At 44.3% G+C, this 23,773-nt stretch carries 22 protein-coding genes; 20 read left to right on the plus strand and 2 right to left on the minus strand.

All coding sequences use genetic code 11. The features are described 5' to 3' along the window. The first annotated feature begins 1 nt into the window (after position 1). The 19 genes from LY387_RS01025 (at position 2) to LY387_RS01115 (ending at position 21,431) form a co-directional block, all read left to right on the plus strand. Complete coding sequence (locus LY387_RS01025; protein ID WP_234495033.1) at positions 2-1,432, plus strand: phosphomannomutase; 1,431 nt, start codon at positions 2-4, stop codon at positions 1,430-1,432. Positions 1,433-1,443: 11 nt separating this feature from the next. After that, the gene (gmd, locus tag LY387_RS01030; protein WP_234495034.1) at positions 1,444-2,568 is read left to right on the plus strand and encodes a GDP-mannose 4,6-dehydratase; all 1,125 of its coding nucleotides are present in this window, start codon (positions 1,444-1,446) and stop codon (positions 2,566-2,568) included. A gap of 4 nt (positions 2,569-2,572) precedes the next feature. Beyond that, positions 2,573-3,499, plus strand: a complete 927-nt coding sequence (locus LY387_RS01035; protein ID WP_234495035.1) for a GDP-L-fucose synthase family protein — start codon at positions 2,573-2,575, stop codon at positions 3,497-3,499. Beyond that, positions 3,492-4,664 (plus strand): DegT/DnrJ/EryC1/StrS family aminotransferase, encoded by a 1,173-nt coding sequence (locus LY387_RS01040; protein ID WP_234495036.1) that lies wholly within the window; start codon positions 3,492-3,494, stop codon positions 4,662-4,664. Before LY387_RS01035 ends, LY387_RS01040 begins: the two co-directional genes overlap by 8 nt. A gap of 63 nt (positions 4,665-4,727) precedes the next feature. Beyond that, positions 4,728-5,699: an FAD-binding oxidoreductase gene (locus tag LY387_RS01045; protein ID WP_234495037.1), complete on the plus strand. Its 972-nt coding sequence runs from the start codon at positions 4,728-4,730 to the stop codon at positions 5,697-5,699. 24 nt (positions 5,700-5,723) lie between these two features. Further along, positions 5,724-6,497, plus strand: a complete 774-nt coding sequence (rfbF, locus tag LY387_RS01050; RefSeq protein ID WP_234495038.1) for a glucose-1-phosphate cytidylyltransferase — start codon at positions 5,724-5,726, stop codon at positions 6,495-6,497. A 3-nt stretch (positions 6,498-6,500) separates the two neighbouring features. Continuing rightward, complete coding sequence (gene rfbG / locus LY387_RS01055) at positions 6,501-7,583, plus strand: CDP-glucose 4,6-dehydratase (RefSeq protein WP_234495039.1); 1,083 nt, start codon at positions 6,501-6,503, stop codon at positions 7,581-7,583. Continuing rightward, positions 7,583-8,896, plus strand: a complete 1,314-nt coding sequence (gene rfbH, locus LY387_RS01060; RefSeq protein ID WP_234495040.1) for a lipopolysaccharide biosynthesis protein RfbH — start codon at positions 7,583-7,585, stop codon at positions 8,894-8,896. Before rfbG ends, rfbH begins: the two co-directional genes overlap by 1 nt. 16 nt (positions 8,897-8,912) lie before the next feature. After that, positions 8,913-10,619: a thiamine pyrophosphate-binding protein gene (locus LY387_RS01065; protein ID WP_234495041.1), complete on the plus strand. Its 1,707-nt coding sequence runs from the start codon at positions 8,913-8,915 to the stop codon at positions 10,617-10,619. Next, positions 10,606-11,625, plus strand: coding sequence for an NAD-dependent epimerase/dehydratase family protein (locus LY387_RS01070; protein WP_234495042.1), 1,020 nt, complete (start codon positions 10,606-10,608; stop codon positions 11,623-11,625). The genes LY387_RS01065 and LY387_RS01070 overlap by 14 nt, the downstream gene beginning before the upstream one ends. Beyond that, the gene (locus LY387_RS01075; protein WP_234495043.1) at positions 11,615-12,616 is read left to right on the plus strand and encodes a glycosyltransferase family 2 protein; all 1,002 of its coding nucleotides are present in this window, start codon (positions 11,615-11,617) and stop codon (positions 12,614-12,616) included. The genes LY387_RS01070 and LY387_RS01075 overlap by 11 nt, the downstream gene beginning before the upstream one ends. Beyond that, positions 12,613-13,611: a CgeB family protein gene (locus LY387_RS01080; RefSeq protein WP_234495044.1), complete on the plus strand. Its 999-nt coding sequence runs from the start codon at positions 12,613-12,615 to the stop codon at positions 13,609-13,611. Before LY387_RS01075 ends, LY387_RS01080 begins: the two co-directional genes overlap by 4 nt. Positions 13,612-13,702: 91 nt before the next feature. Continuing rightward, positions 13,703-15,157 (plus strand): hypothetical protein, encoded by a 1,455-nt coding sequence (locus LY387_RS01085; protein ID WP_234495045.1) that lies wholly within the window; start codon positions 13,703-13,705, stop codon positions 15,155-15,157. Beyond that, positions 15,150-15,956 carry a glycosyltransferase family 2 protein gene (locus tag LY387_RS01090; protein ID WP_234495046.1) on the plus strand — a complete coding sequence of 269 codons (807 nt, stop codon included), beginning with the start codon at positions 15,150-15,152 and terminating at the stop codon, positions 15,954-15,956. Before LY387_RS01085 ends, LY387_RS01090 begins: the two co-directional genes overlap by 8 nt. Before the next feature lie 85 nt (positions 15,957-16,041). Beyond that, the gene (locus LY387_RS01095; RefSeq protein ID WP_234495047.1) at positions 16,042-16,794 is read left to right on the plus strand and encodes a hypothetical protein; all 753 of its coding nucleotides are present in this window, start codon (positions 16,042-16,044) and stop codon (positions 16,792-16,794) included. Between the two features lie 2 nt (positions 16,795-16,796). Continuing rightward, complete coding sequence (locus LY387_RS01100) at positions 16,797-17,741, plus strand: UDP-glucose 4-epimerase family protein (RefSeq protein WP_234495048.1); 945 nt, start codon at positions 16,797-16,799, stop codon at positions 17,739-17,741. Positions 17,742-17,752: 11 nt separating this feature from the next. Next, positions 17,753-18,307 carry a sugar transferase gene (locus tag LY387_RS01105; protein ID WP_234495049.1) on the plus strand — a complete coding sequence of 185 codons (555 nt, stop codon included), beginning with the start codon at positions 17,753-17,755 and terminating at the stop codon, positions 18,305-18,307. Between the two features lie 32 nt (positions 18,308-18,339). After that, entirely contained in the window at positions 18,340-20,253 is a 1,914-nt protein-coding gene (locus tag LY387_RS01110) for a nucleoside-diphosphate sugar epimerase/dehydratase (RefSeq protein ID WP_326491998.1), read from the plus strand. Positions 20,254-20,264: 11 nt separating this feature from the next. Beyond that, a complete protein-coding gene (locus LY387_RS01115) occupies positions 20,265-21,431 on the plus strand; it encodes a nucleotide sugar dehydrogenase (protein WP_234495050.1) in 1,167 nt (388 codons plus the stop codon). A gap of 109 nt (positions 21,432-21,540) precedes the next feature. On the opposite strand, the gene rraA is transcribed toward LY387_RS01115, so the two are convergent. Together rraA and LY387_RS01125 are read right to left on the minus strand one after the other, a co-directional pair. Continuing rightward, positions 21,541-22,056, minus strand: a complete 516-nt coding sequence (gene rraA, locus LY387_RS01120) for a ribonuclease E activity regulator RraA (protein ID WP_234495051.1) — start codon at positions 22,054-22,056, stop codon at positions 21,541-21,543. A 79-nt stretch (positions 22,057-22,135) separates the two neighbouring features. After that, positions 22,136-23,053: a 1,4-dihydroxy-2-naphthoate polyprenyltransferase gene (locus LY387_RS01125; RefSeq protein WP_234495052.1), complete on the minus strand. Its 918-nt coding sequence runs from the start codon at positions 23,051-23,053 to the stop codon at positions 22,136-22,138. 189 nt (positions 23,054-23,242) lie between these two features. Here LY387_RS01125 and LY387_RS01130 point away from each other — a divergent pair, with 189 nt between their 5' ends. Continuing rightward, positions 23,243-23,539 carry a GIY-YIG nuclease family protein gene (locus tag LY387_RS01130; RefSeq protein WP_234495053.1) on the plus strand — a complete coding sequence of 99 codons (297 nt, stop codon included), beginning with the start codon at positions 23,243-23,245 and terminating at the stop codon, positions 23,537-23,539. Positions 23,540-23,773 lie beyond the last annotated feature (234 nt).

Consider the following 23,773-nt stretch of genomic DNA (forward strand, 5'->3'; position numbering starts at 1 on the left):
CATGCCAAATCAATTAATAAGCTCTGCAGTTATAAAACAGAGTGGCATTGCGTTCGGAACCAGTGGTGCTAGAGGGCTGGTGACTCAGTTTACTTCGGATGTGTGTGCTGCGTTTACGGCAGCGTTTATCGCAGCCCTTAAGCCTAACTTTACCGTTAAAAAAGTAGCGATAGCGATCGACAACAGACCAAGCAGCTACGCGATGGCACAAGCGTGTACCTCTTTGTTATCACAAATGGGGATCGAGGCCGTGTACTACGGCGTTGTGCCGACCCCAGCATTGGCTTATCTGTCGAAAGAAAACAGCATTCCAGCGATTATGGTCACAGGGAGTCATATCCCATTTGATAGAAATGGTCTTAAGTTTTATCGCCCTGACGGGGAAATAAGCAAGGCGGACGAGCAATTAATACTCAACGAGGCAGTGGCGTATACAGCAATTGAAGAGTTACCTGAGTTGGTCATCGATACTCAAGCTGCTGATGATTATATTGCTCGTTACACGTCGCTATTTGATACGCAATGGTTGGCAGGTAAGCGCATTGGTATCTATGAGCATTCAAGTGCGGGTCGTGATCTTTATTATCAGATATTTGAGGCTCTGGGTGCTGAAGTTATTCAACTAGAGCGTAGCGATCACTTTGTACCTATTGATACAGAGGCCGTTTCGGAAGAAGACATTCGCAAAGCAGTACAATGGTCGAAAGAGTACGACCTTGATATTGTTTTTTCGACCGATGGTGATGGTGATCGTCCGCTGGTTTCGGATGAAAATGGCAATTGGTTGCGTGGTGATATTCTTGGTTTATTAGCCTCAGATGCACTTAACATTGAGGCAGTTGCTGTTCCCGTGAGTTGTAATACGGCAATCGACCTCTGTGGGCGATTCTCTGCTGTGGAACGCACTAAAATTGGCTCTCCGTATGTCATTGCAGAGCTTGATAAACTGGCTCAAACCTATGGTTCAGTGGCCGGCTTTGAGGCGAACGGTGGTTATCTTTTAGGAAGCGATGTTGCCATTAATGGGCGCATGCTAAAGGCGCTCCCAACTAGAGACGCTGTGCTCCCAGCGATTATGTTGCTAATGCTAGCTCAGAGCACACCAATTTCGGAGTTAGTAAAAGCATTACCACAACGCTATACCCATAGTGATAGACTACAAAACTTTGCAACGGAGAAAAGCCACACCCTGGTGGCCATGGGAATGCAATCTCCTAGCGAATTACTGAAACAGTTGGGGCTATCACATTTGCAGGTTGACAGTGTTAATGACACGGATGGTCTACGTTTAACGTTAAGCGACGGCAGCATCATTCATTTGCGTCCTTCTGGTAATGCCCCGGAACTGCGTTGTTACGCAGAGGCAGACGAGTTTAAGTTAGCTTACGATTATGTTCTAGGCAGTCTGAACCAAATCAAAGAAATTAAGTGAGAGATCAACAAATGAAAAAAAACAAAGTCGCACTCATTACTGGTGTCACCGGTCAAGATGGTTCATATCTAGCAGAGTTTCTTCTTGAAAAGGGCTATGAAGTCCACGGTATTAAACGACGTGCATCTTCTTTTAATACTGATCGCGTTGACCACATCTACCAAGACAATCATGAAGAAGATCAGAGATTCTTTTTGCACTACGGTGATTTGACGGATTCATCAAACCTGACGCGCATCTTAAAAGAGGTCCAGCCTGATGAGGTTTACAACCTAGCAGCACAATCTCACGTCGCTGTATCATTCGAATGTCCAGAGTATACGGCGGACGTAGATGCGATCGGTACACTGCGCTTGCTAGAGGCTATTCGCTTTCTGAATATGGAGAAAACGACTAAGTTTTATCAAGCTTCGACGTCTGAGTTGTTTGGCGAGGTTCAAGAGATCCCTCAAAAAGAAACAACACCATTCCACCCTCGTTCTCCTTACGCTGTAGCGAAAATGTACGCATACTGGATTGTGGTTAACTATCGCGAGTCTTATGGTATGTACGCATGTAACGGCATCTTGTTTAACCATGAATCCCCTCGTCGTGGCGAGACCTTTGTGACGCGTAAGATCACTCGTGGTATTGCTAACATCGCTCAAGGTCTAGAATCTTGCTTATACCTGGGTAACATGGATGCACTCCGTGACTGGGGTCATGCAAAAGATTACGTTCGAATGCAATGGATGATGCTTCAGCAGGAACAGCCGGATGATTTTGTTATTGCAACAGGTAAACAGATCAGCGTACGTGAGTTTGTTACTCTTTCAGCAAAAGAGGCCGGCATTGAACTTGAATTCTCGGGTGAAGGTGTTGATGAGATTGCAACGGTTAAGTCTATTACCGGTGACAACGCACCAGCGCTGAAAGTGGGCGATGTGATTGTGAAAGTTGATCCTCGTTATTTCCGACCAGCGGAAGTAGAGACACTACTTGGTGACCCAACAAAAGCAAAAGAGAAACTAGGTTGGGTTCCTCAAATTTCGGTTGAAGAAATGTGTTCAGAGATGGTCGCGAGTGATCTGGACATTGCTAAGCAACACGCAATTCTAAAAAACCATGGCTTTGGCAAGTCAGTAACTGTTGAGTAGAGTAATGAAGATATTACTAACTGGTGCAAATGGTATGGTGGGTCGCAATATACTCGCCGTTGCACCTAATTACGACCATGAAATGTTGGCGCCAACAAGCCGTGAGTTAAACCTATTGGATGCAGGTGCTGTGCGCCAGTATCTAGAGCAGCACCAACCCGATATGATTATCCATGCTGCGGGTATTGTTGGCGGTATTCAAGCTAACATCGCACAGCCGGTTAAGTTCTTAGTTGAGAACATGCAAATGGGTCTCAATATTCTGACCGCAGCCAATGAAGTAGGCGTTGCTAAATTCCTGAATTTAAGTAGCTCGTGTATGTATCCACGTGATGCCATCAATCCACTATCTGAAGAGTTGATCCTCAAAGGTGAGCTAGAGCCGACTAACGAAGGTTATGCGCTTGCGAAAGTGACGAGCACTCGTCTATGTGAATATATCTGCTCAGAAAATCCAGACAGATTCTACAAAACGATTATCCCGTGCAACTTGTATGGGCGTTTTGACAAGTTCGACCCGAATCATTCACATATGATCCCGGCAGTTATACGTAAGATTGATGAAGCGAAGAAGGCACAAAAACAAGAGATCGATATCTGGGGTGACGGCGAAGCACGTCGTGAGTTCATGTATGCCGAAGATCTTGCTGATTTTATTTTCTACGCACTGGACAACTTCGCAGAAATGCCTCAAAACCTTAATGTGGGCCTTGGTACTGATTATACGATCAATGAGTATTACCAAACCGTTGCCGAGGTAGTGGGTTACGCAGGTAAGTTCACCCATGACCTAAGTAAGCCTGTTGGTATGAAGCAAAAGCTGATTGATGATACCAAGCTCAAAAGTTTCGGGTGGCGTTACAAAACCAGCCTACATGATGGCATCAAGAAGACCTATGAATTTTATTTAAGTGAGTATTGTAATGAGTAACTATTCTTTGGCGAGTAGCACGTGGGACGAAAACGAATTTGGCGCGATTCAACGTGTTATTGACTCTGACATGTTTACTATGGGTAAAGAAGTCGCTCAGTATGAGAAAGACTTCGCAGAGTTCTTCGGCTCCGAGTATGCCGTGATGGTGAGCTCTGGCTCGACTGCAAACTTGCTAATGATCGCATCGCTGTTTTTCACAAAAAATGAGTCGTTGAAGCTTAAGCGCGGCGACGAAATTATTGTACCAGCGGTCTCTTGGTCGACGACTTATTTCCCACTTCAGCAATATGGTTTGAAGGTTAAGTTTGTTGATATAGACATCGATACGCTCAATATGGACCTCGACAAGCTAGAAGCAGCGATCACCGAAGATACTCGCGCTATCCTGTCGGTTAACTTGCTCGGTAATCCGAATGATTTCACTCGCATGCAAGAGATCATTGCCGGTCGAGATATTTTCATTCTAGAAGACAACTGTGAGTCGATGGGTGCAACTCTAGAAGGAAAGCAGGCGGGTACGTTTGGTGTAATGGGTACTTACAGCTCCTTCTTCTCACACCATATAGCGACTATGGAAGGCGGTTGCATCGTCACTGATGATGAAGAGCTTTACCACATTTTGCTGTGTATCCGCGCACATGGTTGGACTCGTAACCTGCCTAAATTCAATAAGGTAACTGGTGAGAAAAGTGACGACCCATTTGAGGAGTCGTTTAAGTTTATTCTACCTGGTTACAATGCTCGCCCATTGGAGATGAGCGGCGCAATCGGTATTGAACAGCTTAAGAAGTTGCCGAGCTTTATAGAAACACGCAGAGAGAATGCCGCGCTATTTCAGAGCCTTTTTGCTGACCATCCTTACTTGCGTATTCAAAAAGAAACCGGCAACAGCAGTTGGTTTGGCTTCTCTTTAATCATCAAAGAGAATGCACCATATAACCGCGCTGAGCTGGTGAAGTTACTTGCTGAAAACCAAGTTGAGTGCCGACCTATTGTGACTGGCAACTTCCTGAAGAATAAAGAAGTGCTCGAGCATTTCGATTATGAAGTGGCTGGAACACTAGAGGCGGCTGAATATCTTGACGAGCACGGTCTGTTTGTGGGCAATCACCAGAATGAAATCGAACGTGAGATTAAGTTGCTTGCTGAGCTTTTATGTTAATCAGCCCTCCTTGTTGATAACGAAAGGCAATGATCGAGTACTCAGGCGAAAAGTTAGATTTAAATGAAATATACAATTAGTGTTCAACCTGCAGGCGTAGGCTTTCAGAGTGAAGAAAATTTATTGGACGATGCGATTTCTCAGCATGTCCCATTAGAGCATAGTTGCCGCACTGGTGATTGCGGTGTGTGTTCTGCCGAGGTCATCTCAGGTAGTGTAGAAAACGAAAATGGGGAAGTGGTCAACCGTGGTAAGGTACTTACTTGCCAATCGAAACCGCTGTCTGACCTAGTTCTTCAAGCTAACTATTACCCGGAACTTGTGAACATCGAGGTGAAAACTGTTCCTTGTAAAGTGAACAGTTTCACTTTGGCGACGGATGACATTATCGTGATCAAGCTTCGAATGCCTCCTACTGCTAACTTTGATTACCTTCCGGGTCAATACATAGACCTGAGTTTCAAAGGCGTGAAGCGCAGCTATTCGATAGCGAATGCGAAAGAAAATGGAGACGAGCTCGAGCTTCATATTCGTAAAGTTGAGAATGGCGCCATGTCGGACATCCTGTTCAATCAGTTAAAAACTAATCAACTGATGCGTTTAGAAGGGCCGAAGGGCACCTTTTTCGTTAGGGAAGATGAGAACCCTATCATCTTTATGGCAACAGGGACGGGTATCGCTCCGGTTAAGGCAATGGTTGAAAAACTCATTGCTGACGGTGATAAACGGAAAGTAGATATTTACTGGGGAATGCAGTATTTAAAAGAAATCTACACTTCTGAGTTCAAAGCCTTGATTGCCCAACATGACAACATCAGTCTCACTCCGGTACTATCTCGTGAGAGCTCGACTTCAGATGAATACTACAAAGGTTATGTTCAGCACGCTGTTGTTGATCACTTTGAAACCTTGACCAATGTTACGGTATACGCTTGTGGCTCTTTGAATATGATCGAAGATGCCAAGAATCTGCTGACAAGCCGTGGCTTACCTGAAGAATCATTTCACTCTGATGCATTTACCCCTGCAAAGTAAAAAGAATAAATCTGGAGACTTCCTATGAAAGCAGTCATCCTAGCTGGTGGCCTTGGTACACGGCTAAGCGAAGAGACATCAATTAAACCAAAACCAATGGTTGAAGTTGGTGGTAAGCCGATTCTTTGGCACATAATGAAGCAGTACTCAGCTCACGGAGTGAATGACTTTATCATTTGCTGTGGCTATAAAGGCTACGTGATTAAAGAGTATTTCGCGAATTACTTCTTGCATATGTCGGACGTCACGTTTGATATGCAAAACAACAAAATGGAAGTGCACAGGAACCACGCTGAACCATGGACTGTCACTCTTGTTGATACTGGTGATCACTCCATGACTGGTGGAAGACTTCTTCGAGTTGCCGACTATGTCAAAGAAGATGAAGCTTTCTGCTTTACTTATGGCGATGGTGTGACCGATCTCGATATCTCAAGTACTATCAAATTTCACCGTGAGCATGGTAAGAAAGCCACACTGACTGCTACTTTCCCACCAGGACGATTTGGCGCACTCGATATTCAACAAGGTCGCGTGAACAGCTTTAAAGAGAAGCCGAAAGGTGACGGTGCTATGATTAATGGAGGCTTCTTCGTATTGTCTCCAGAGGTTCTTGAATACATAGACGGCGACGAATGTGTATGGGAACAGCTACCGCTAAATCAACTTGCGGATGAAGGCGAGTTAATGGCCTACGAGCATCACGGTTTCTGGCAGCCTATGGATACGCTCCGCGATAAAGTATACCTAGAAGAACTTTGGCGACAGAAAAAAGCACCTTGGAAGATTTGGGAGTAAGGCATGAATCCGCAGTTTTGGAATGGTAAGAGAGTATTTATCACCGGACATACCGGCTTCAAAGGAAGTTGGCTCTCTCTATGGCTTCAGGAGATGGGTGCGAAAGTACAAGGCTACTCTCTTTCTGCTCCAACGCAACCAAATATGTTTGAAGAAGCCAAGGTTTGGGCCGGTATGAAAACCGAAGAAGGGGATGTACGAGACTTTACTCACTTGCGTCAAGTGATGTCTGAGTTCAAACCTGAGATTGTTTTTCATATGGCAGCTCAACCGCTCGTAAGACTCTCTTATGATGAACCGATGGAAACCTATTCGACTAACGTCATGGGTACGGTGTACCTCTTCGAGGCTGTGAAGCAGGTTGGTGGCGTTAAAGCGGTTATCAATATTACCTCCGATAAGTGCTACGAAAACAAAGAGTGGCCATGGGGCTATCGTGAAGATGAGCCGATGGGAGGCTATGACCCGTACAGTAATAGTAAAGGCTGTTCTGAGTTAGTCACATCTTCCTATCGACAGTCCTTCTTCAATAAGGATAAATACGCCGAGCATGGTTGCGCAATTGCATCGGTGCGCGCGGGTAACGTAATCGGCGGAGGAGATTGGGCAGATGATCGCCTCATCCCTGATATGCTGAAAGCCTTCTCTAAAGAAGAGAGTGTAGAGATTCGTAATCCTCACGCTATTCGACCTTGGCAACACGTACTTGAGCCATTGTCGGGTTATATAACGGTTGCCGAACATTTGTTCGAGCATGGTCCTGAGTTCTCAGAGGGGTGGAATTTCGGCCCAAGAGAAGATGATGCTCAACCTGTCGAGTGGATTGTTAATCGTCTGTCTGAGCTATGGGGAGAAGGGGCGTCTTGGTATTTGAGTGAGGGAGAGCACCCTCATGAGGCGCATTACCTAAAACTAGATTGCTCAAAAGCTCGAATGAAACTAAATTGGCAACCCGTGTGGGGACTCGATGAGACGTTGAGTCGCATCGTTAAGTGGCAGAAAGCCTGGCTTGAGAAACAAGATATCAAGCAAATCACTATTCAAGAAATTAATGACTACATGGCCGCAAAGGCAGGATTGAAGTAATGTCAAAAGAAAAGTTGAGAGCTCAAATTGCAGAGCTCGTTGAACAATATGCTGAGTTAGAATATGCACCTAAAACTTTCGTAGGTGGGGAATCTGTCGTTCCACCATCGGGCAAAGTATTGGGCGCAAACGAACTGAAAATGATGGTCGATGCTTCTCTTGATGGCTGGCTTACGACTGGCCGCTTCAATGATGCGTTTGAAAAAAAACTGGGTGAATATCTGGGTGTTCCTTACGTACTGACGACAACTTCAGGCTCATCGGCAAACCTACTCGCACTGACAGCACTGACATCGCCTAAGTTGGGTGAGCGTCAGTTGAAGCCTGGTGATGAAGTCATTACCGTCGCTGCTGGATTCCCAACGACAGTCAACCCAACGATTCAAAACGGCCTAGTTCCTGTTTTTGTGGATGTTGATATCCCAACATACCAAATCAAGCCTGAGATGATTGAAGCTGCTATCTCGGATAAGACCAAAGCGATCATGGTGGCACACACCTTGGGCAATGTTTTTGATCTTACTGAAGCAAGAAGAGTCGCAGACAAGTACAACCTATGGTTGATTGAAGATTGTTGTGATGCGCTTGGCTCGACATATAACGGTCAAATGGTCGGTACGTTTGGCGATGTAGCCACACTGAGTTTCTACCCTGCACACCATATCACTATGGGTGAAGGTGGTGCGGTGTTCACCAAAGATAAAGAGCTGCGCAAGTTAATTGAATCATTCCGTGACTGGGGCCGTGATTGTTACTGTCCACCGGGCTGCGACAATACATGTGGCAAGCGCTTTGATCAGCAACTTGGCACATTACCTGACGGTTATGACCATAAGTACACGTACTCTCACTTAGGCTACAACCTAAAAATCACCGACATGCAAGCCGCTTGTGGTTTAGCTCAGATGGACCGTGTTGATGAGTTTGTACAAGCACGTAAAGCCAACTTTAAATACTTGAAAGATGGTCTAATGTCGTGTGAAGAATTTTTGATTTTGCCAGAAGCCACAGAGAACTCAGACCCATCTTGGTTTGGTTTCCCAATTACTCTGAGAGAAGATTCGGGCATCGATCGTGTAGACCTTCTAAAGTTCATGGATCAGTTCAAAATAGGTACACGTTTGCTGTTTGCGGGTAACTTGACTCGTCAACCGTACTTTGAAGGTGTCGAATACCGCGTTGTTGGTGACTTAACAAACACAGATTTGATCATGAACAACACTGTTTGGATTGGTGTGTATCCTGGCCTGTCCACTGAACACTTGGATTTCGTCATCGAGAAATTTGAAGAGTTCTTTGGTGTAAGTTTCTAAGAGAGTTGGGTTATACATGAAAGCTTCAGACGCTGTAGCGCACTTACTGTCACTTAATAATGTGACCGTAGGTTTTGAACTTATCGGTGGAATGATTGCTCACCTCGTTGACAGTATCAATGAGGTCGGGAAGACGAAACTCATTTCACTCCATCATGAGCAAGCTGCAGCGTTTGCAGCTGGTGGCGTAGCGAGAGCGACGAATAACCAGCAACTCGGCTTAGCCTTAGGTACGAGTGGACCTGGTGCCACAAACTTAATTACCGGGATTGCGGATTGTTGGTTAGATAACTACCCGTGCGTATTTATCACCGGCCAAGTTAATACTTATGAGCTGAAAGGTGATCGCCCTATCCGCCAACAGGGCTTCCAAGAGCTAGATATTGTTAGCTTGGTTGGGACCATCACAAAGTACAGTGTTCAAGTGTCCGCCGTCGAGCAGCTTTTGTTCGAGATTCAAAAATCCATCAATATTGCCAGAAGCGGACGTCCCGGGCCTGTGCTTATTGATGTTCCGATGAATCTTCAACGTGAAGATTTAGAAATAACATTGGATGAGATTGAAGCCATAGCTCGAAGTACTGATTTCCTTGAAACGAACACTGAAAAGTATGACTTCTCATTGGTAGACCAGGCATTGCAGCAGGCGGAAAAACCGTTATTTATCATTGGTGGCGGAGCGTGCTCTGAGCCTGACTTTGATGCTTGGCAGAAGAAAGTGTCAGCGATGGGTATCCCGCATGTTTCGAGCTTGAAAGGGAGCGAGAAAACATCAAATTACCCAGGTTATTTGGGTATGTTAGGTGCTTATGGGACGCGTGCTGCGAATTACGCAGTTCAGAATGCAGATGTCGTCATTGTGTTAGGTAGTCGACTCGATGTTCGACAAACGGGTGCTAACACCGGAGACTTTGCTCGCAGTGCGAAGCAGATCATTCAAATTGATATTGATGAAGCTCAAATCAATAACCGTATTGAGTCTACTCACGGCGTTATCGCGCCCTGCAATGACTTCTTTAGCCATTACTTGCTAGCAGACTACGACGTGAGTTGCTGCGATTGGCGCAACGAAGTGCAATCGATTTTTCAAGAAAAGTTCGTCGACGAATATCATGAGTATGATTTGACGCCGTTCCAGTTGATTCAGGTGTTGAGTGACAGCTTTAGTGGAAAAACCGTCCACTATGTACCTGATGTTGGTAATCACCAGATGTGGGTCGCACACTCGCTATTGCTGGAGCCGGAGCAAAAGATACATCACTCAGGTGGTTTGGGCGCTATGGGCTTCTCATTGCCAACTGCGATAGGAATTCAAGCGACAACGGGTGACTATACGGTCTCTATATCCGGTGATGGCGGTGTTCAACTTAACATCCAAGAGTTGGATATCTTAAATAGGGAGAAGATCCCTGTACTCGTGCTGGTGTTCAACAATAGATCGCTCGGTATGGTTAAAAACTTCCAAGATATGTATTTCGAGGGGCGAAACCAACCAACGTACTGGGATGAGTTCTCGTGTTCATTTTCTAAAATTGGTCAAGCCTATGGCGTTGAATCTGAACTGGTTGAGACAGAAAGTCAGTTTAGAGAAGCGGTTATGAGTTATGTGAGCGACCCTAGACCATTACTGCTAGAAGTGTCTCTCAGTGGCGTAACTGCTTGCAAACCACGTTTAGCCTTCGGTAAACCCATTGATGAGCAGTACCCAAATGACAGCGACTAAAAGAGTTGATCACGTCGATTTAGAGCTGATTGCGAGTAAACTGTCTTCGATACTTCCCCTATTCAAGAAAAAGAAGCTATTCATCACGGGTGGAACTGGCTTCTTTGGTAAATGGCTATTAGAGGCGATCAACCACCTCAACACTAACTATGAGTTAGAACTAGAGGCAAAGGTACTCACTCGTAACCCAGATCGTTTCGCTCGTGAGTATCCTCATCTTGCTCAAGCTAAAGGTGTGAGTTTTGTTTCTGGCGATGTTAGAAACATTCCTGCGCTAACAGCGACTTTTGATTACATTATCCATGCAGCGACGGATGTCCCAAGTAAATCAGTTTCACAAGCTGATATAAAAGATGCACGAAGCATCATACTGGACGGTATGACTGAAGTCGTGAATTTTGCCAAAGCAGTGAATTGTCAGCGTTTACTGTTTACTAGCTCTGGTGCTGCTTATGGGCGTCTTCCTCCGTCGGTATCAGAAGGTATCACAGAGTCCTTCTCTGAAGGTGAGTTTATCGCTGAATCAGACGTTTATGGTCTTTCCAAAAACAAAGCAGAGCAATACCTCAAAGAGCATGCAAGCTGTGATGTCGTCATCGCTAGGTGTTTCGCTTTTTCGGGGCCTTACCTCCCGTTGGATGGCAGTTTTGCTTTTGGCAACTTCATCGCTGACCGTCTTAATCGAAATCCCATTACTATTCAAGGTAATGGGAAAACTGTTCGCTCTTATTTGTATGCAGCAGATTTGGTTATTTGGCTACTAACAATGCTCGTAAAAGGAAAGGATCGGTCCATTTACAATGTGGGTAGTGATGTACCAGTAACCATTCGAGAGCTTGCCGAAAGTATTGCCGAAACGAGAGCAGATGTGTCAGTCCTCGCCCCAGAAAGTTTGGGTTTCAATACTTACTTCCCTTCAATTGAAAAAGCTCAGAAAGAGTTGGGTCTGGGTATATATACAACTTTAAATGAAGCGATAATAAAGACATTAAACTTTGAGAAATAATATGGCCCCGCTAGTTAGTATTTGCATTCCAACTTATAACTCAGCTCAATTCATTGAAGAAACACTCGAGACTCTCCTCAATCAAACGTACGACAATTATGAAATTATCATTGGTGACAATGCTTCTAACGACAACACCGTTGATATTTTAAGTAAGGTTGCAGCACAGGAAAGTCGGGTTCGTTACTATTCCAATGAGAGTAATCTAGGCTATGCTGGCAATTGCAACAAGCTCATCCAGCAGGCTAAGGGTAAGTATATCGGCATCTATCATGCCGATGATCTGTACGATAATGACATTATTCGTCAGCAGGTTACGCTTCTTACAGAAAGAGACGACTTAGTTGGTGTTTTCACACAGAATAGCTTTATTGATGAGAAATCCCAGCCGATAAAGCGTCCACCTCCTTACGGAAAAAAGCCTGATCTAGTCTCCACTTACCAGCAAAATGACTTTGTAACGGCGTTGCTTGAAACAAACATTAATCCCTTCTTTTGCCCAAGTTCAATGATTCGAACCTCTGCTTATCAAAGTGCTAATGGCTACGATGAGAACATGAAGTTTATCGAAGATCAGGACATGTGGATTCGACTGATGAATTTTGGGTCATTAGCAGTGATTAATAGATCGTTAGTTCGTTACAGGATCCATCCAGCTCAAGGGAGCTATGTGTATGTTGACCCCAAGCGTGCAAAACTCAGCCCGATGATAGAGCACCTGCAAGCCTGGCTGAAATCAAACAACACAGCGACTGACTATGATGCTTTTTACCGTCCTAAGATCAATCGATTGATTGCCGTTGACCACATTCGTGTTGCATTCCATATGGCTAAGTCTGGAGCACCATATTTAGACTTTGTAGAGAGGCTTCGAGAGTCTAAAAAGAGCAAGAGCATTGGGTTTGGGAATCCACACCTAAGTAAGTTCGCATTATTACAAACCCTACCGTCAAGGTTAACTTATTGGTTGTTAAGGAAAAAATTTAAGTGAAAATAGTATATGTAGACTATCAATATCATTACGGTAAGCCAGAACTTGGCAATAATGACATTGGACTTAATGGATTTATTCATTCTTTTGAGACGCTTGGCCATCAAGTGGTTCCTTTTTTCTATGATGAGTTAACAGACAACGTAGAACGTCTAAACAGTGATATCATTACTTTTTGTCGAGAGCAGCAACCAGATTTGGTCTTTTTTCTCCTTTCTCATGATCTCTTCAAAGTAGAAACTATTCAGAAGTTAACAAATGAGTTCACTACTATTAACTTCTTTGGTGATGATCACTGGAGATTTGAAGCATTTACCAAAAAGTTGGCTCCATCATTTACTTACTGTGTAACTACCGACCATCTAGCTTTGGATAAGTACCATGCCATAGGTGTCAAGAACGTTATTCTAAGCCAATGGGCCGCTTTGGAGCCTCAGGAGAATAATGAACTTGTAGATGGTAGTGGCTATAAATACGACGTTACTTTTGTTGGTGGAAAGAATCCGTATCGAAACTGGTTTATTAAGTATCTTGAAAAGAAAGGCGTAAAAGTTGATTGTTTCGGTGTTGGGTGGCCAAACGGGCCAGTTAGTCTAGAGGAAATGCAGTCTATATTCTCATCTTCGAAGATTAACTTAAATATATCTAATAGCATCTCATATGATATTAGGTTTCTAATGGCTGATCCTATTGGGTTTGCAAGGCAGTTAAGAAGTACTAAATCTGCTAGTCAAATAAAAGCCAGAAACTATGAGATTCCAGCATTTAATGGATTTCAGCTAACAGACTACGTTCCTTTTATCGAAGAAAGCTACCATATTGGGCACGATTTGATTTGTTACAGCAATATTGAAGAGGCGATCGATATGGTTGTTTACTATCTTAAAAATGATGATTTGAGAGAGCAGATAAAGAGCAGAGCAGTCGAAAATGCACGTAACAATCACTTCTATATCCACCGCATAGAAAAGATACTCTCCTCTTTGAATTTATAATAAATATAGATTCAGTGGTTGAATGATACCAAGATAACCAGCAAGGCTTGTTTGAACCTTGCTGGAATATTAGTTTCTCTAAGATGAAAATATGAATAGCCGTAACGAATTCTATATAGTCGTCGGCGGGCGGATACTGACTACGTTAGTTTCACTGCTCTCTGTAAGACTACTGACGAGTCAACTTGATGCCAGTCAGGTGGGGCTTTACTACATAATTCAAACAGTGATTATGCTGGTGAGTTTTGCTCTGCTTAATGCTATTAGTGAGTATTATAATCGAAACATCCATAACTCGTACGAGAGTGGTGCCTTTTTCTCATCATCAATCAAGTTAATGTTGCTGCGGTTTTCTCTAGTAGGAGTATCGATTTTTCCTATTGTTGCTGTCTATTACTTTTTTGACTACTCAGAGCAAATCCAACTAACTCAGTTTCTTGGCATCGTTGTATTATCGCTGATAGCGGGATCTTCTCTCGTTTTCTTGGAAGCGCTAAACATAGTTGAGGACAGGGTATATTACACGGTTGTAGGGCTTATCCAATTACTAGTAGGTGTGCTATTAGCTTTGACCTTGACCCACTTCATAGAAGGTGTTGCTCTGTGGTGGCTTGTTGGAATTGCCTCATCACAACTACTGTTTTTTCCTTTTGTGATGCATCGAATAGCAAAACATAGCCGACAGAAGCCCTTATCCAGCGAGTACGTGTGCTTTCTTTCATCTTCACAGAGAAAGAAGGTACTCAGTTTTGCGATTCCCGTTTCAATAGTCCTGTTTTTGCAATGGGGACAAATTAGTTCCTATCGCTTAATTCTTGGGGAAAACTACACGTTGGATATACTCGGTTTTGTTGCTGTTGGTGTTGCCGTAGCGAGCGCTGTGTTCACCGCTGTTGAAGCAATATCTCGTCAATACTTGGGACCTAGGTTTTACAGAGAGATCAGCAAGTCTGAGCGAGAAGACAGAGCTCTGATTTGGAATGATTATGCTAAGATTGTGATTCCAATCTATGTCGTGACGCTATTTTTTACGGTGTTTCTATCGAAAGAAATTTTAGTCATTTTAGTAGATTCTAAGTTTCAGTTAGCATGGAGTTTTGTAATGGTCGGTGCTTTCATTGAGTTTTTTAGAGCATCGTCTTATGTAGTCTATACTGTGACAAGTTCTGAACTTCAGTCTAAGAAAGCTGTTTTGCCATATCTCAGCGGTTTTTTGGTGATGGCGGCGCTTTTAAGTATATCCGATTTAAATCAAGAGCCTCTTTTTTCTATGCTTATTATAGCCTTTTCTTATGCTATTACTTTTCTAGTGCTTTATGTTGAAATGAAAAAGATGTTGCCGATAGTATTTCCATGGAAGGAAGTTATATTACCATCGGTGATTAGCTTGTTGTTCTCATTGTCACTATTTTTTGATGTGGAATTTTCTTTGGTTTTCTCCTTGGTAAAAACAGCTGCGTTTGGTCTGCTATATATTTCGATTGTGTTTTTCCTCATAAAGAAAGTATCTAAAGAAAATAGACTTTTGGGGCTTTATCGTGCTTGATGATTCTTCTATATTATTTAGTGTTGTTATACCAGCTTATAACTCAGAAAATACAATAGAGAGAGCGTTGGACAGTGTTCTCTACCAAGTCCCTATTGGAGTTAAGATTGAAATTATAGTCGTCGATGATTGCAGTCACGATAATACACTCACTCTTGTACGCAATGTTCAGTTGAAACTAGAGTCCGCACCTGAACTCACTCTTACGTTACTGAAGAATGAAAAAAATATGGGAGCGTCATATTCTAGGAACAAAGGTTTATCAATCGCTAAAGGTGATTATATTCTATTTCTAGATTCGGATGATTATTTCGCCCATAACAAGATCTCTAGGATTAGCGATATTGTCACATCGCAAGATGTCGACTTTCTTTTTCATTCTTGGGAAGTCGAACACCACAAAGGAACGACAGAGAACTCGGGTGGATTAGTTAGAGTTAGTCAAGCGTTCATCTATTTTAACCTAGTTAAAAATCATATATGCACTCCTTGTGTGGTTGTTTCTCGGCAGAACGTAAAGCTCTTTGATGAAAGGCTGCACAGAATGGAGGACTTAGAGCTGTGGACAAGAATCATGTTAGATTCGAAACGTGTGTATAGACTCTTTGAGCCGCTAACCGTTCTGGGCCATGAACTGAACCAAGGAGAAGGTCTTTCATCAAATAACGCAGCTATGCGCTCTTCCGAGCTTAAAATGTTTACGTTGTTGGCAAGAAAACTGAACAGGTTCGCTCTACTTTGGCCCGTTTATGCGACTATCCATCTGTTAAAACGAGTCAGGGATGCTGCTCGAAGATAGCACTAAATTCTTCATTTGCGAGTGATCCTATAGATGGGCAATAAAAAGCTCAACTCCATTTATTAGACGTACCTAAATTATTTATATGAATAGAATATACATAGCGCTTGTCAGTCATGGTCACAGCCAGTTTGTGATGAATAACAAAGAGTTATTGAGGATTGCTGAGCATGAAAATGTTACCCTTGTTGTTAGAGATAATATCTCAGAACAAGTTTTAAAAGACTTTTGTACTCAAAATCGCATCGACTATGTCTGCTCCGAAACTCCTCTCGGTTTTGGCGAAAATAACAACAAGGTCGCGGAATATTGTAGAACTATTGGTATGGAAAGCAGTGATTGGTTTATCACGATGAACCCAGACGTCATTATGAATACGACCAACTTTAGTCAGCTAGCCAGTTTTCTTGCCAGTGCAAATGGCGACTTCTATACCATTAATTTGTTCAAAGATGCAGAATACACCATCTCTGAGGACTCCGCTCGGTACTATCCAAATTGGGGAAACTTAGTGAATATGCTTCTTCGCAAGCCTGTGACTCAAAGCTACCCAAAGGATGAACTGAAAGACGGAAGTTTAATTGAATGGGCTTCGGGTGCATTCCTAATATTTAGGGCTCGACTGTTTGAACAGTTAGACGGCTTTGATAGAAGCTATTTTATGTATTACGAGGACGTTGATATCTGCTATCGAGCAGAGCATAAAGTCGGAACAAAGCTTGGGTTTATTGCCTCAGTTAAGGCGGTACATGAAGGGGCATATAAAAATCGTAACCCAATGTCCAAGCACTTTTGGTGGTATCTAAGAAGTCTATTTAGATTTTTGTTGAGGAAGTAAGTGTGAAGATTCTATTAACAGGCGCTACTGGCTTTGTCGGCGGCCATCTCTTGCGTTCGATACAAGACGAACATGAAGTGACATGCTTAGTTAGAGGGGCTACTAAGCTTAACCTTGACGGTGTGCACCACATTTACTCAGACTTTGAAACGAGCTCCATTCAGGAGCTCGACCTTTCTTCTTTCGACCAGATCATACACTGTGCAGCCCGCGCTCACGTGATGAACGATGAGGTAGCCAATCCTCTTGAAGAATATCGAAAAACCAATACCGATTTAACCCTGGCACTCGCCCAGAGAGCGGCAGAGCAAGGAGTAAAGCGCTTTGTATTTATTAGCTCGATAAAGGTCAATGGTGAAAGCACTCGTGACGTAGCTTTTGGAGCGGATGATCTTCCTAATCCGAGTGACGATTACGGCGTATCGAAAGCCGAGGCTGAACAGAAGCTAATGTCACTAGCGAACTCATCGAACTTGGAAGTTGTTGTCGTTCGTCCTCCGCTCGTTTACGGACCAGGCGTCAAAGCCAATTTTGTATCGCTCTATAAGTTGGCGGGTAAAGGGTTTCCTCTGCCGCTTGGTTGCATGGATAGCAATCGCCGGAGTTTGGTGTCGATTTATAATCTTGTCGATTTCATCATCACGTGTATCGAGACTCCAAATGCGGCGAATCAGGTATTTCTGGTGTCAGATGGAGAGGATGTGTCGACGCGGCGTTTGGTTGAGATCTTGGCTCGAGCGCAAGGTAAGTCGCCATGGATGGTACCAATACCGCTTATTGCGTTTGAATTGTTGGGTAAGCTCACCGGTAAGGCAGCTGTTATAGAGAGATTGACGGGCTCTTTACAGGTAGATATTCAAAAAAACCAGCACATGTTAAACTGGTTGCCTCCTTATACAATGGAACAAAGCTTGCAGCTTATGCTAGATGAGCTTAAGTCTAACTAGATGAGAATGTTATGTTGCGGTTTTTAGATTTTGTGCTCGCTGCTGTAGGGCTTATTGTTACTTTTCCCATTTTAATTGTCGTCACTATCGTCGGCTATTTTGATACGGGTTCTCCTATATTCGTTCAGGAGCGTGTAGGACGAAACAAAAAACCATTTAAGTTAGTAAAGTTTCGCACTATGTCTGTGGACACTGAGTCTGTTGCGAGTCATTTAGCAAGTAGAGCTTCTATCACTAAAATGGGTGCCTTCCTGCGTAAAACAAAGATTGATGAGTTGCCGCAGCTTATCAATGTTGTGAAAGGTGAAATGAGCTTAGTAGGCCCGCGTCCGAACCTTTTTAATCAGCAAGAGCTTATTGAAGAAAGAGACAAGCTGGGTATTTATGAGGTGTTGCCTGGTATTACCGGTCTCGCTCAAGTCAGCAATATCGATATGTCGACCCCGGAACTGCTCGCGAAGACGGATAGACAAATGCTGGATTCGTTAAATGTCACACTCTATTTTCGTTACATTATTGCGACCGCTACAGGCAAAGGGGCGGGTGATCGAGTATCCAAATCGTAATGTGTTCGTCTTTTGCGTCTAGGAGTTAACTGGTGCTTTCTCTAAACCCTATATGGGCAATGCCAAGACCAGCCAAAAGAGTGGTCAGCATTGTTGTTGATGTCATTTTCATCTTTGTCTCTTTTTGGACGGCTTTTTACTCTCGTATGGGCTCAATCCAAGACTATTGGTTTGATTCTGAATATTGGTATGTTCTAGCGTCGGTCACTGTTGTTACGCTAATTGCGTTTGTTAATACAGGACTATATCGCGCTATCCTGCGCTATTTGAGCCTTCAAGCTGTCGTCACTATTGCCTTTGGTGCTGCTATTTCTGCACTCTCTATCGTGCTGTTCTCCTACTATTTCCAGATCTTTTTGCCTCGCTCTGTTCCTGTCATTTATGCGACTTTCCTGGTCTGTTTGTGTGGTGGTGCTAGGCTACTCGTGCGCTTTTTGCTCTCGGATTTTTTGGTAACAGGACGAGTTCCCGTTCTGATTTACGGAGCAGGTAAAGCGGGTAGGCAGTTGTACAACGTAGTGTCTCAGAGTGATGAGTATCGCGTTGCTGCGTTCATTGATGATAATCGAAAAATGCACAAAACCACCATTCAGGGTGTGACGGTCTTTCGACGCAAGTACCTGCCGCGTTTGATAGATAAGCACAATGTAGAGAAAGTCTTGCTGGCGATGCCATCGGCATCACGTAGCGAGCGTAAATCGGTTATCGAGCTTCTTTCTGACTATCCTGTCGAAGTCATGACGATTCCAAACCTGAGCGATATCGTTAATGGTGAACTTCAGATTGATCAACTGAAAGAGGTGGCGATTGAGGACTTACTTGGTCGTGACCAGGTGGCACCTAATCAGGCTTTGTTAGAGAAAAATATCAAAGGCAAAGCGGTTATGGTCACCGGTGCTGGTGGTTCGATTGGCTCAGAGTTATGTCGTCAGATCATCAAGCATCAACCGACGGTTTTGATACTGTTTGAAGCCTCTGAGTACTCATTGTATCGAATTGACCGCGAACTTCGTCAACTGACACAAACTGTCAACTTAGTGCCTATCATGGGCAACGTGCAAAGCCAACATCGACTTGAACAAACGATGTCGGCGTACAAAGTCGACACTGTGTACCATGCCGCTGCTTATAAACACGTGCCGATGGTTGAGTTTAATGTCGCCGAGGGTGTTCAAAACAATGTTCTGGGAACCTATCGAGCAGCGTGCGCGGCTATTGAGGCTGGGGTTTCTTCGTTCGTTCTTATCTCTACCGATAAAGCGGTTCGTCCTACCAACGTAATGGGGACAACTAAGCGTTTGGCTGAGCTTGGTTTGCAGGCTTTAGCTAAAGGATATCAAACGGAACATAACACGCTTTTCTCGATGGTCCGCTTTGGAAATGTGCTTGGCTCTTCTGGCTCAGTGATTCCTTTGTTCAAGGCTCAGATTGCTAAGGGCGGCCCTGTTACGGTTACCCACAAAGACATTATTCGCTATTTCATGACCATCCCTGAGGCCGCGCAGTTGGTGATTCAAGCCGGAGCTATGGGAAAGGGCGGTGATGTGTTTGTGTTGGATATGGGGGAGCCTGTACGCATTGCAGAGCTGGCTAAAAACCTCATCCATCTATCGGGTCTAGAGGTGAAAGACACCCATAACCCAGATGGTGATATTGAAATTTTATACACTGGCTTAAGACCTGGTGAGAAGTTATTTGAAGAGCTTCTTATTGGAGATTCCGTTTCGAAGACGTCTCACGATCGCATTATGACTGCGAGCGAAGTGTCGATGGAGCAAGATGAATACAATCAGTTACTTGACGATTTGTTGAGTGCGGCACAAGATTATGATCAACCTAAGTTGCGACAGCTGATGCTAGATGCTCCAACGGGATTCGTACCGACAGACGGCATTGGTGATCTGGTATGGGCACAAGCCAACGAAAATAAATCACAAACAAATTAAAAGACAGAACAATGAAAATAGCGGTTGCTGGAACAGGCTATGTAGGCCTATCAAATGCGATGTTACTGGCTCAGAACCATGAGGTAGTGGCGGTTGATATTAACGCTGAGAAAGTTGAGATGCTATGCAATGGGCAATCGCCGATTGTTGATGCTGAGATTGAGGCATTCCTTAAGCGTGACGATCTGAACTTCACTGCGACGTTGGATAAAGAGCTGGCGTACTCTGGTGCAGATTATGTGATTGTGGCGACGCCAACAGACTATGATCCGCAAACCAACTACTTCAATACTGGCTCTGTAGAGGCGGTAATTAAAGATGTCTTGGCAGTTAACAAAGACGCGGTGATCGTCATTAAATCGACGATTCCTGTAGGCTATACGTCTCGCGTTCGTGAAGAGCTAGGTACAGAAAATGTCTTCTTCTCACCAGAGTTTCTGCGTGAAGGCAGTGCGCTTTACGATAACCTAAACCCTTCTCGCATTATTATTGGCGAGCGCAGTGAGCGGGCTAAGGTGTTTGCAGAAATGCTAGTGGAAGGTGCGCAGAAAGAAGAGATTGATGTGCTGTTCACTGACTCGACAGAGGCAGAGGCGGTGAAGCTGTTCTCAAACACTTATCTAGCGATGCGTGTGGCTTACTTTAACGAGTTGGACTCTTATGCTGAAGCCTTGGGTCTGGATACGCGCCAAATCATCGAAGGTGTCGCGCTTGACCCACGAATTGGTGGTCACTACTGTAACCCTTCGTTTGGCTACGGCGGCTACTGCTTACCGAAAGACACCAAGCAGCTTTTGGCGAACTACCAGGAAGTACCAAACAATATTATTGGCGCTATCGTGGATGCGAACCGCACTCGTAAAGACTTTATTGCTGAGTCGATCCTAAAGCGCGAGCCGAAAGTCGTCGGTGTTTATCGTCTTATCATGAAGTCTGGCTCTGATAACTTCCGAGCCTCGAGCATTCAGGGCATCATGAAGCGCCTTAAAGCGAAAGGCATCGAAGTGATTGTGTATGAGCCTGTATTGAAAGAAGAGCACTTCTTCCACTCGCGCGTGATTCGCGATGTGGATGCGTTTAAACAGGAGGCGGATTTGATTATCTCGAACCGCATGTTGCCTGAACTAGAAGACGTAGCTGAGAAGGTCTACACGCGAGACCTGTTTGGTAACGATTAATCTCGGCTGGCTTAATAGCAGAAACAGTTAATAAAAAACGGGAGCCCAATGGCTCCCGTTTTTTTTATGAATTTCAACAAGTTGTTGCTCGATGCGAGACTGAGGTTAGCTACTCTTCGACCTCATCAGACTCTTCATCGAAACTCACATCCAGAGGCTCTTGAGATAAGATGATGCCCGTATTGTCGGCATACACATAGTCTTCTGGCAGGAAGGTCACGCCACCAAAGTTAACCGGCACATCCACTTCACCAACATCAGACTGAGCGGCGCCAACAGGAATAGAGGCGAGCGCTTGGATACCTAAATTCATGTCTTCGAGCTCGTCTACTTCACGTACGCAGCCGTAAACCACAATGCCTTCCCATTCGTTGTCTTCCGCAAGCTGGGCTATCTCAGCGTCAATTAGCGCTTTTCGTAGCGAACCACCACCGTCAATCAACAAAACGCGACCCACGCCATCTTGCTCTAGCATCTCTCGAATGACCCCGTTGTCTTCAAAACATTTTACCGAGGTAATTTGACCTGCAAACGAGGCTCTGCCGCCAAAGTTACTAAACATTGGTTCAACAACGTCTACTTGATCTAAGTAGATATCACATAGGGCTGAAGTACTGTATTCCATGGCGACTCTTCTATGCAGTTTACAAAAAGTATAAATCGAGTATATCGGGTGAATAGGTCAATGCAATGACAAGGCTCAATTAAGTGATCAGAGTTTGAGCTATAACCACTCCAGAAAACAGGATATTAGTGACCAGTGAGCATTTCACTACGATAGGCATCATAGGGGCGATTTGCGCTGGCTGCGTCGTTTGCCATACGGCTTTGCCGTGCTTGAGAACGACCACGAGACTGAGCACAAATGGCAGGCTAATCCAAAGCGGTGATTGCTGAACCGACAGGTAAATAGCAAAAGCCGCAACCGCGGCCATGAGCAGAATAAAGTGATACAGCTTCGCTTTGTGCTCACCTAATCGGACGGCGACGGTGCGTTTGCCACAAGCGCTGTCATTTTCTATATCACGCATGTTGTTGACGTTGAGTACCGCAACCGCAAGCAGTCCGCAGCCAATTGCGGGTAAGAACAATAGGGTATCGAGGTGTCCAGTGTGCAGGAAGTAGGTACCAGAGACGCCTAGTAAGCCAAAGAAGATAAAGACGGAGATATCGCCAAGACCAACGTAGCCATAGGGTTTGTTACCCACTGTGTATGCAATAGCAGCAACGATAGCTAGGACACCCAGCCCAATAAAGGCGAGGATGTTCTGTAGTGATTCAAGGGCATGCAATACCAAAAACAGACCAGAGGCTATTGTCAGTACCACATTTAAAATAATCGCTTTTTTCATGTCTTGCTGCGTGACTTCACCGGACTGAATCGCGCGCATTGGACCGAGACGGTTTTCGTTGTCCGTGCCTTTTACCGCATCCCCATAATCGTTAGCGAGGTTGGACAAGATTTGCAGCAAGGTAGCCGTGAGTAGGGCGAGGACTGCAACACTCCATGACATCTCTCCTTTGGAGAAGGCGAGGGCGCTACCTGTCACAATCGATACCAGCGCAAGTGGAAGCGTTTTAGGTCTGGCGGCGTCTAACCAGATTCGAAAAGATGAGTTCATGTGCGATTTTTAATTTAACAGTTTGTTTTAGTATACGGGAAAAGCAGAACAGGCTAAACACGCATGAATTATAAGGTCGTAGTATGAGATTAGTATGATATTGGGAAAGGCGTGAAGTGCGCTGAAAATCTGATCTTTGAAACTCGTTAGCATGTCGTTGTTGGCAGAGGTAAAAACAGAGATCAGAAAATGACGACGACAAAGAAGCCTTGTATGTACATCACGACCTCAAAAGGGCGTGGTGTGATTTATATTGGGGTCACCGCAAATCTATCGGAGCGCATGTGGAAACATAAACATGGTGTGACTGAGGGTATGGTGAAAAAGTATCAGGTGAATCAACTGGTTCACTATGAGTGGTTCGAAACGATGGAGGAGGCGATGTTTAGAGAACAGCAAATCCGAGATTGGAACCATGCATGGAAGAATGAGCTAGTGACGAGTAATAATCCTTATTGGAAGGATTTGAGTCATGAGTTGTGGTGATGAACCTACAATTCAGGTCATTTCATTAGCCGTGCGCCTGCGCAGACACAAGGCTAGTGGGGCTACGACCATTTTGGGCATGCCGAACCAATAACTTTCGTCATTCCTGCGCTGGCAGGAATCTACTTGAGGCTTGGTGCGAGCTTTGAGAAGACCCCTGCCTGCGCAGGGGTGACGATAGTTTCAGGTTAGGGATAGTTTTGAGAGTGATGTACCCACCACTCTGGTCATTCC

This window comes from Vibrio maritimus (assembly GCF_021441885.1).
In the GTDB taxonomy this organism is placed as follows: Bacteria; Pseudomonadota; Gammaproteobacteria; order Enterobacterales; family Vibrionaceae; genus Vibrio; species Vibrio maritimus_B.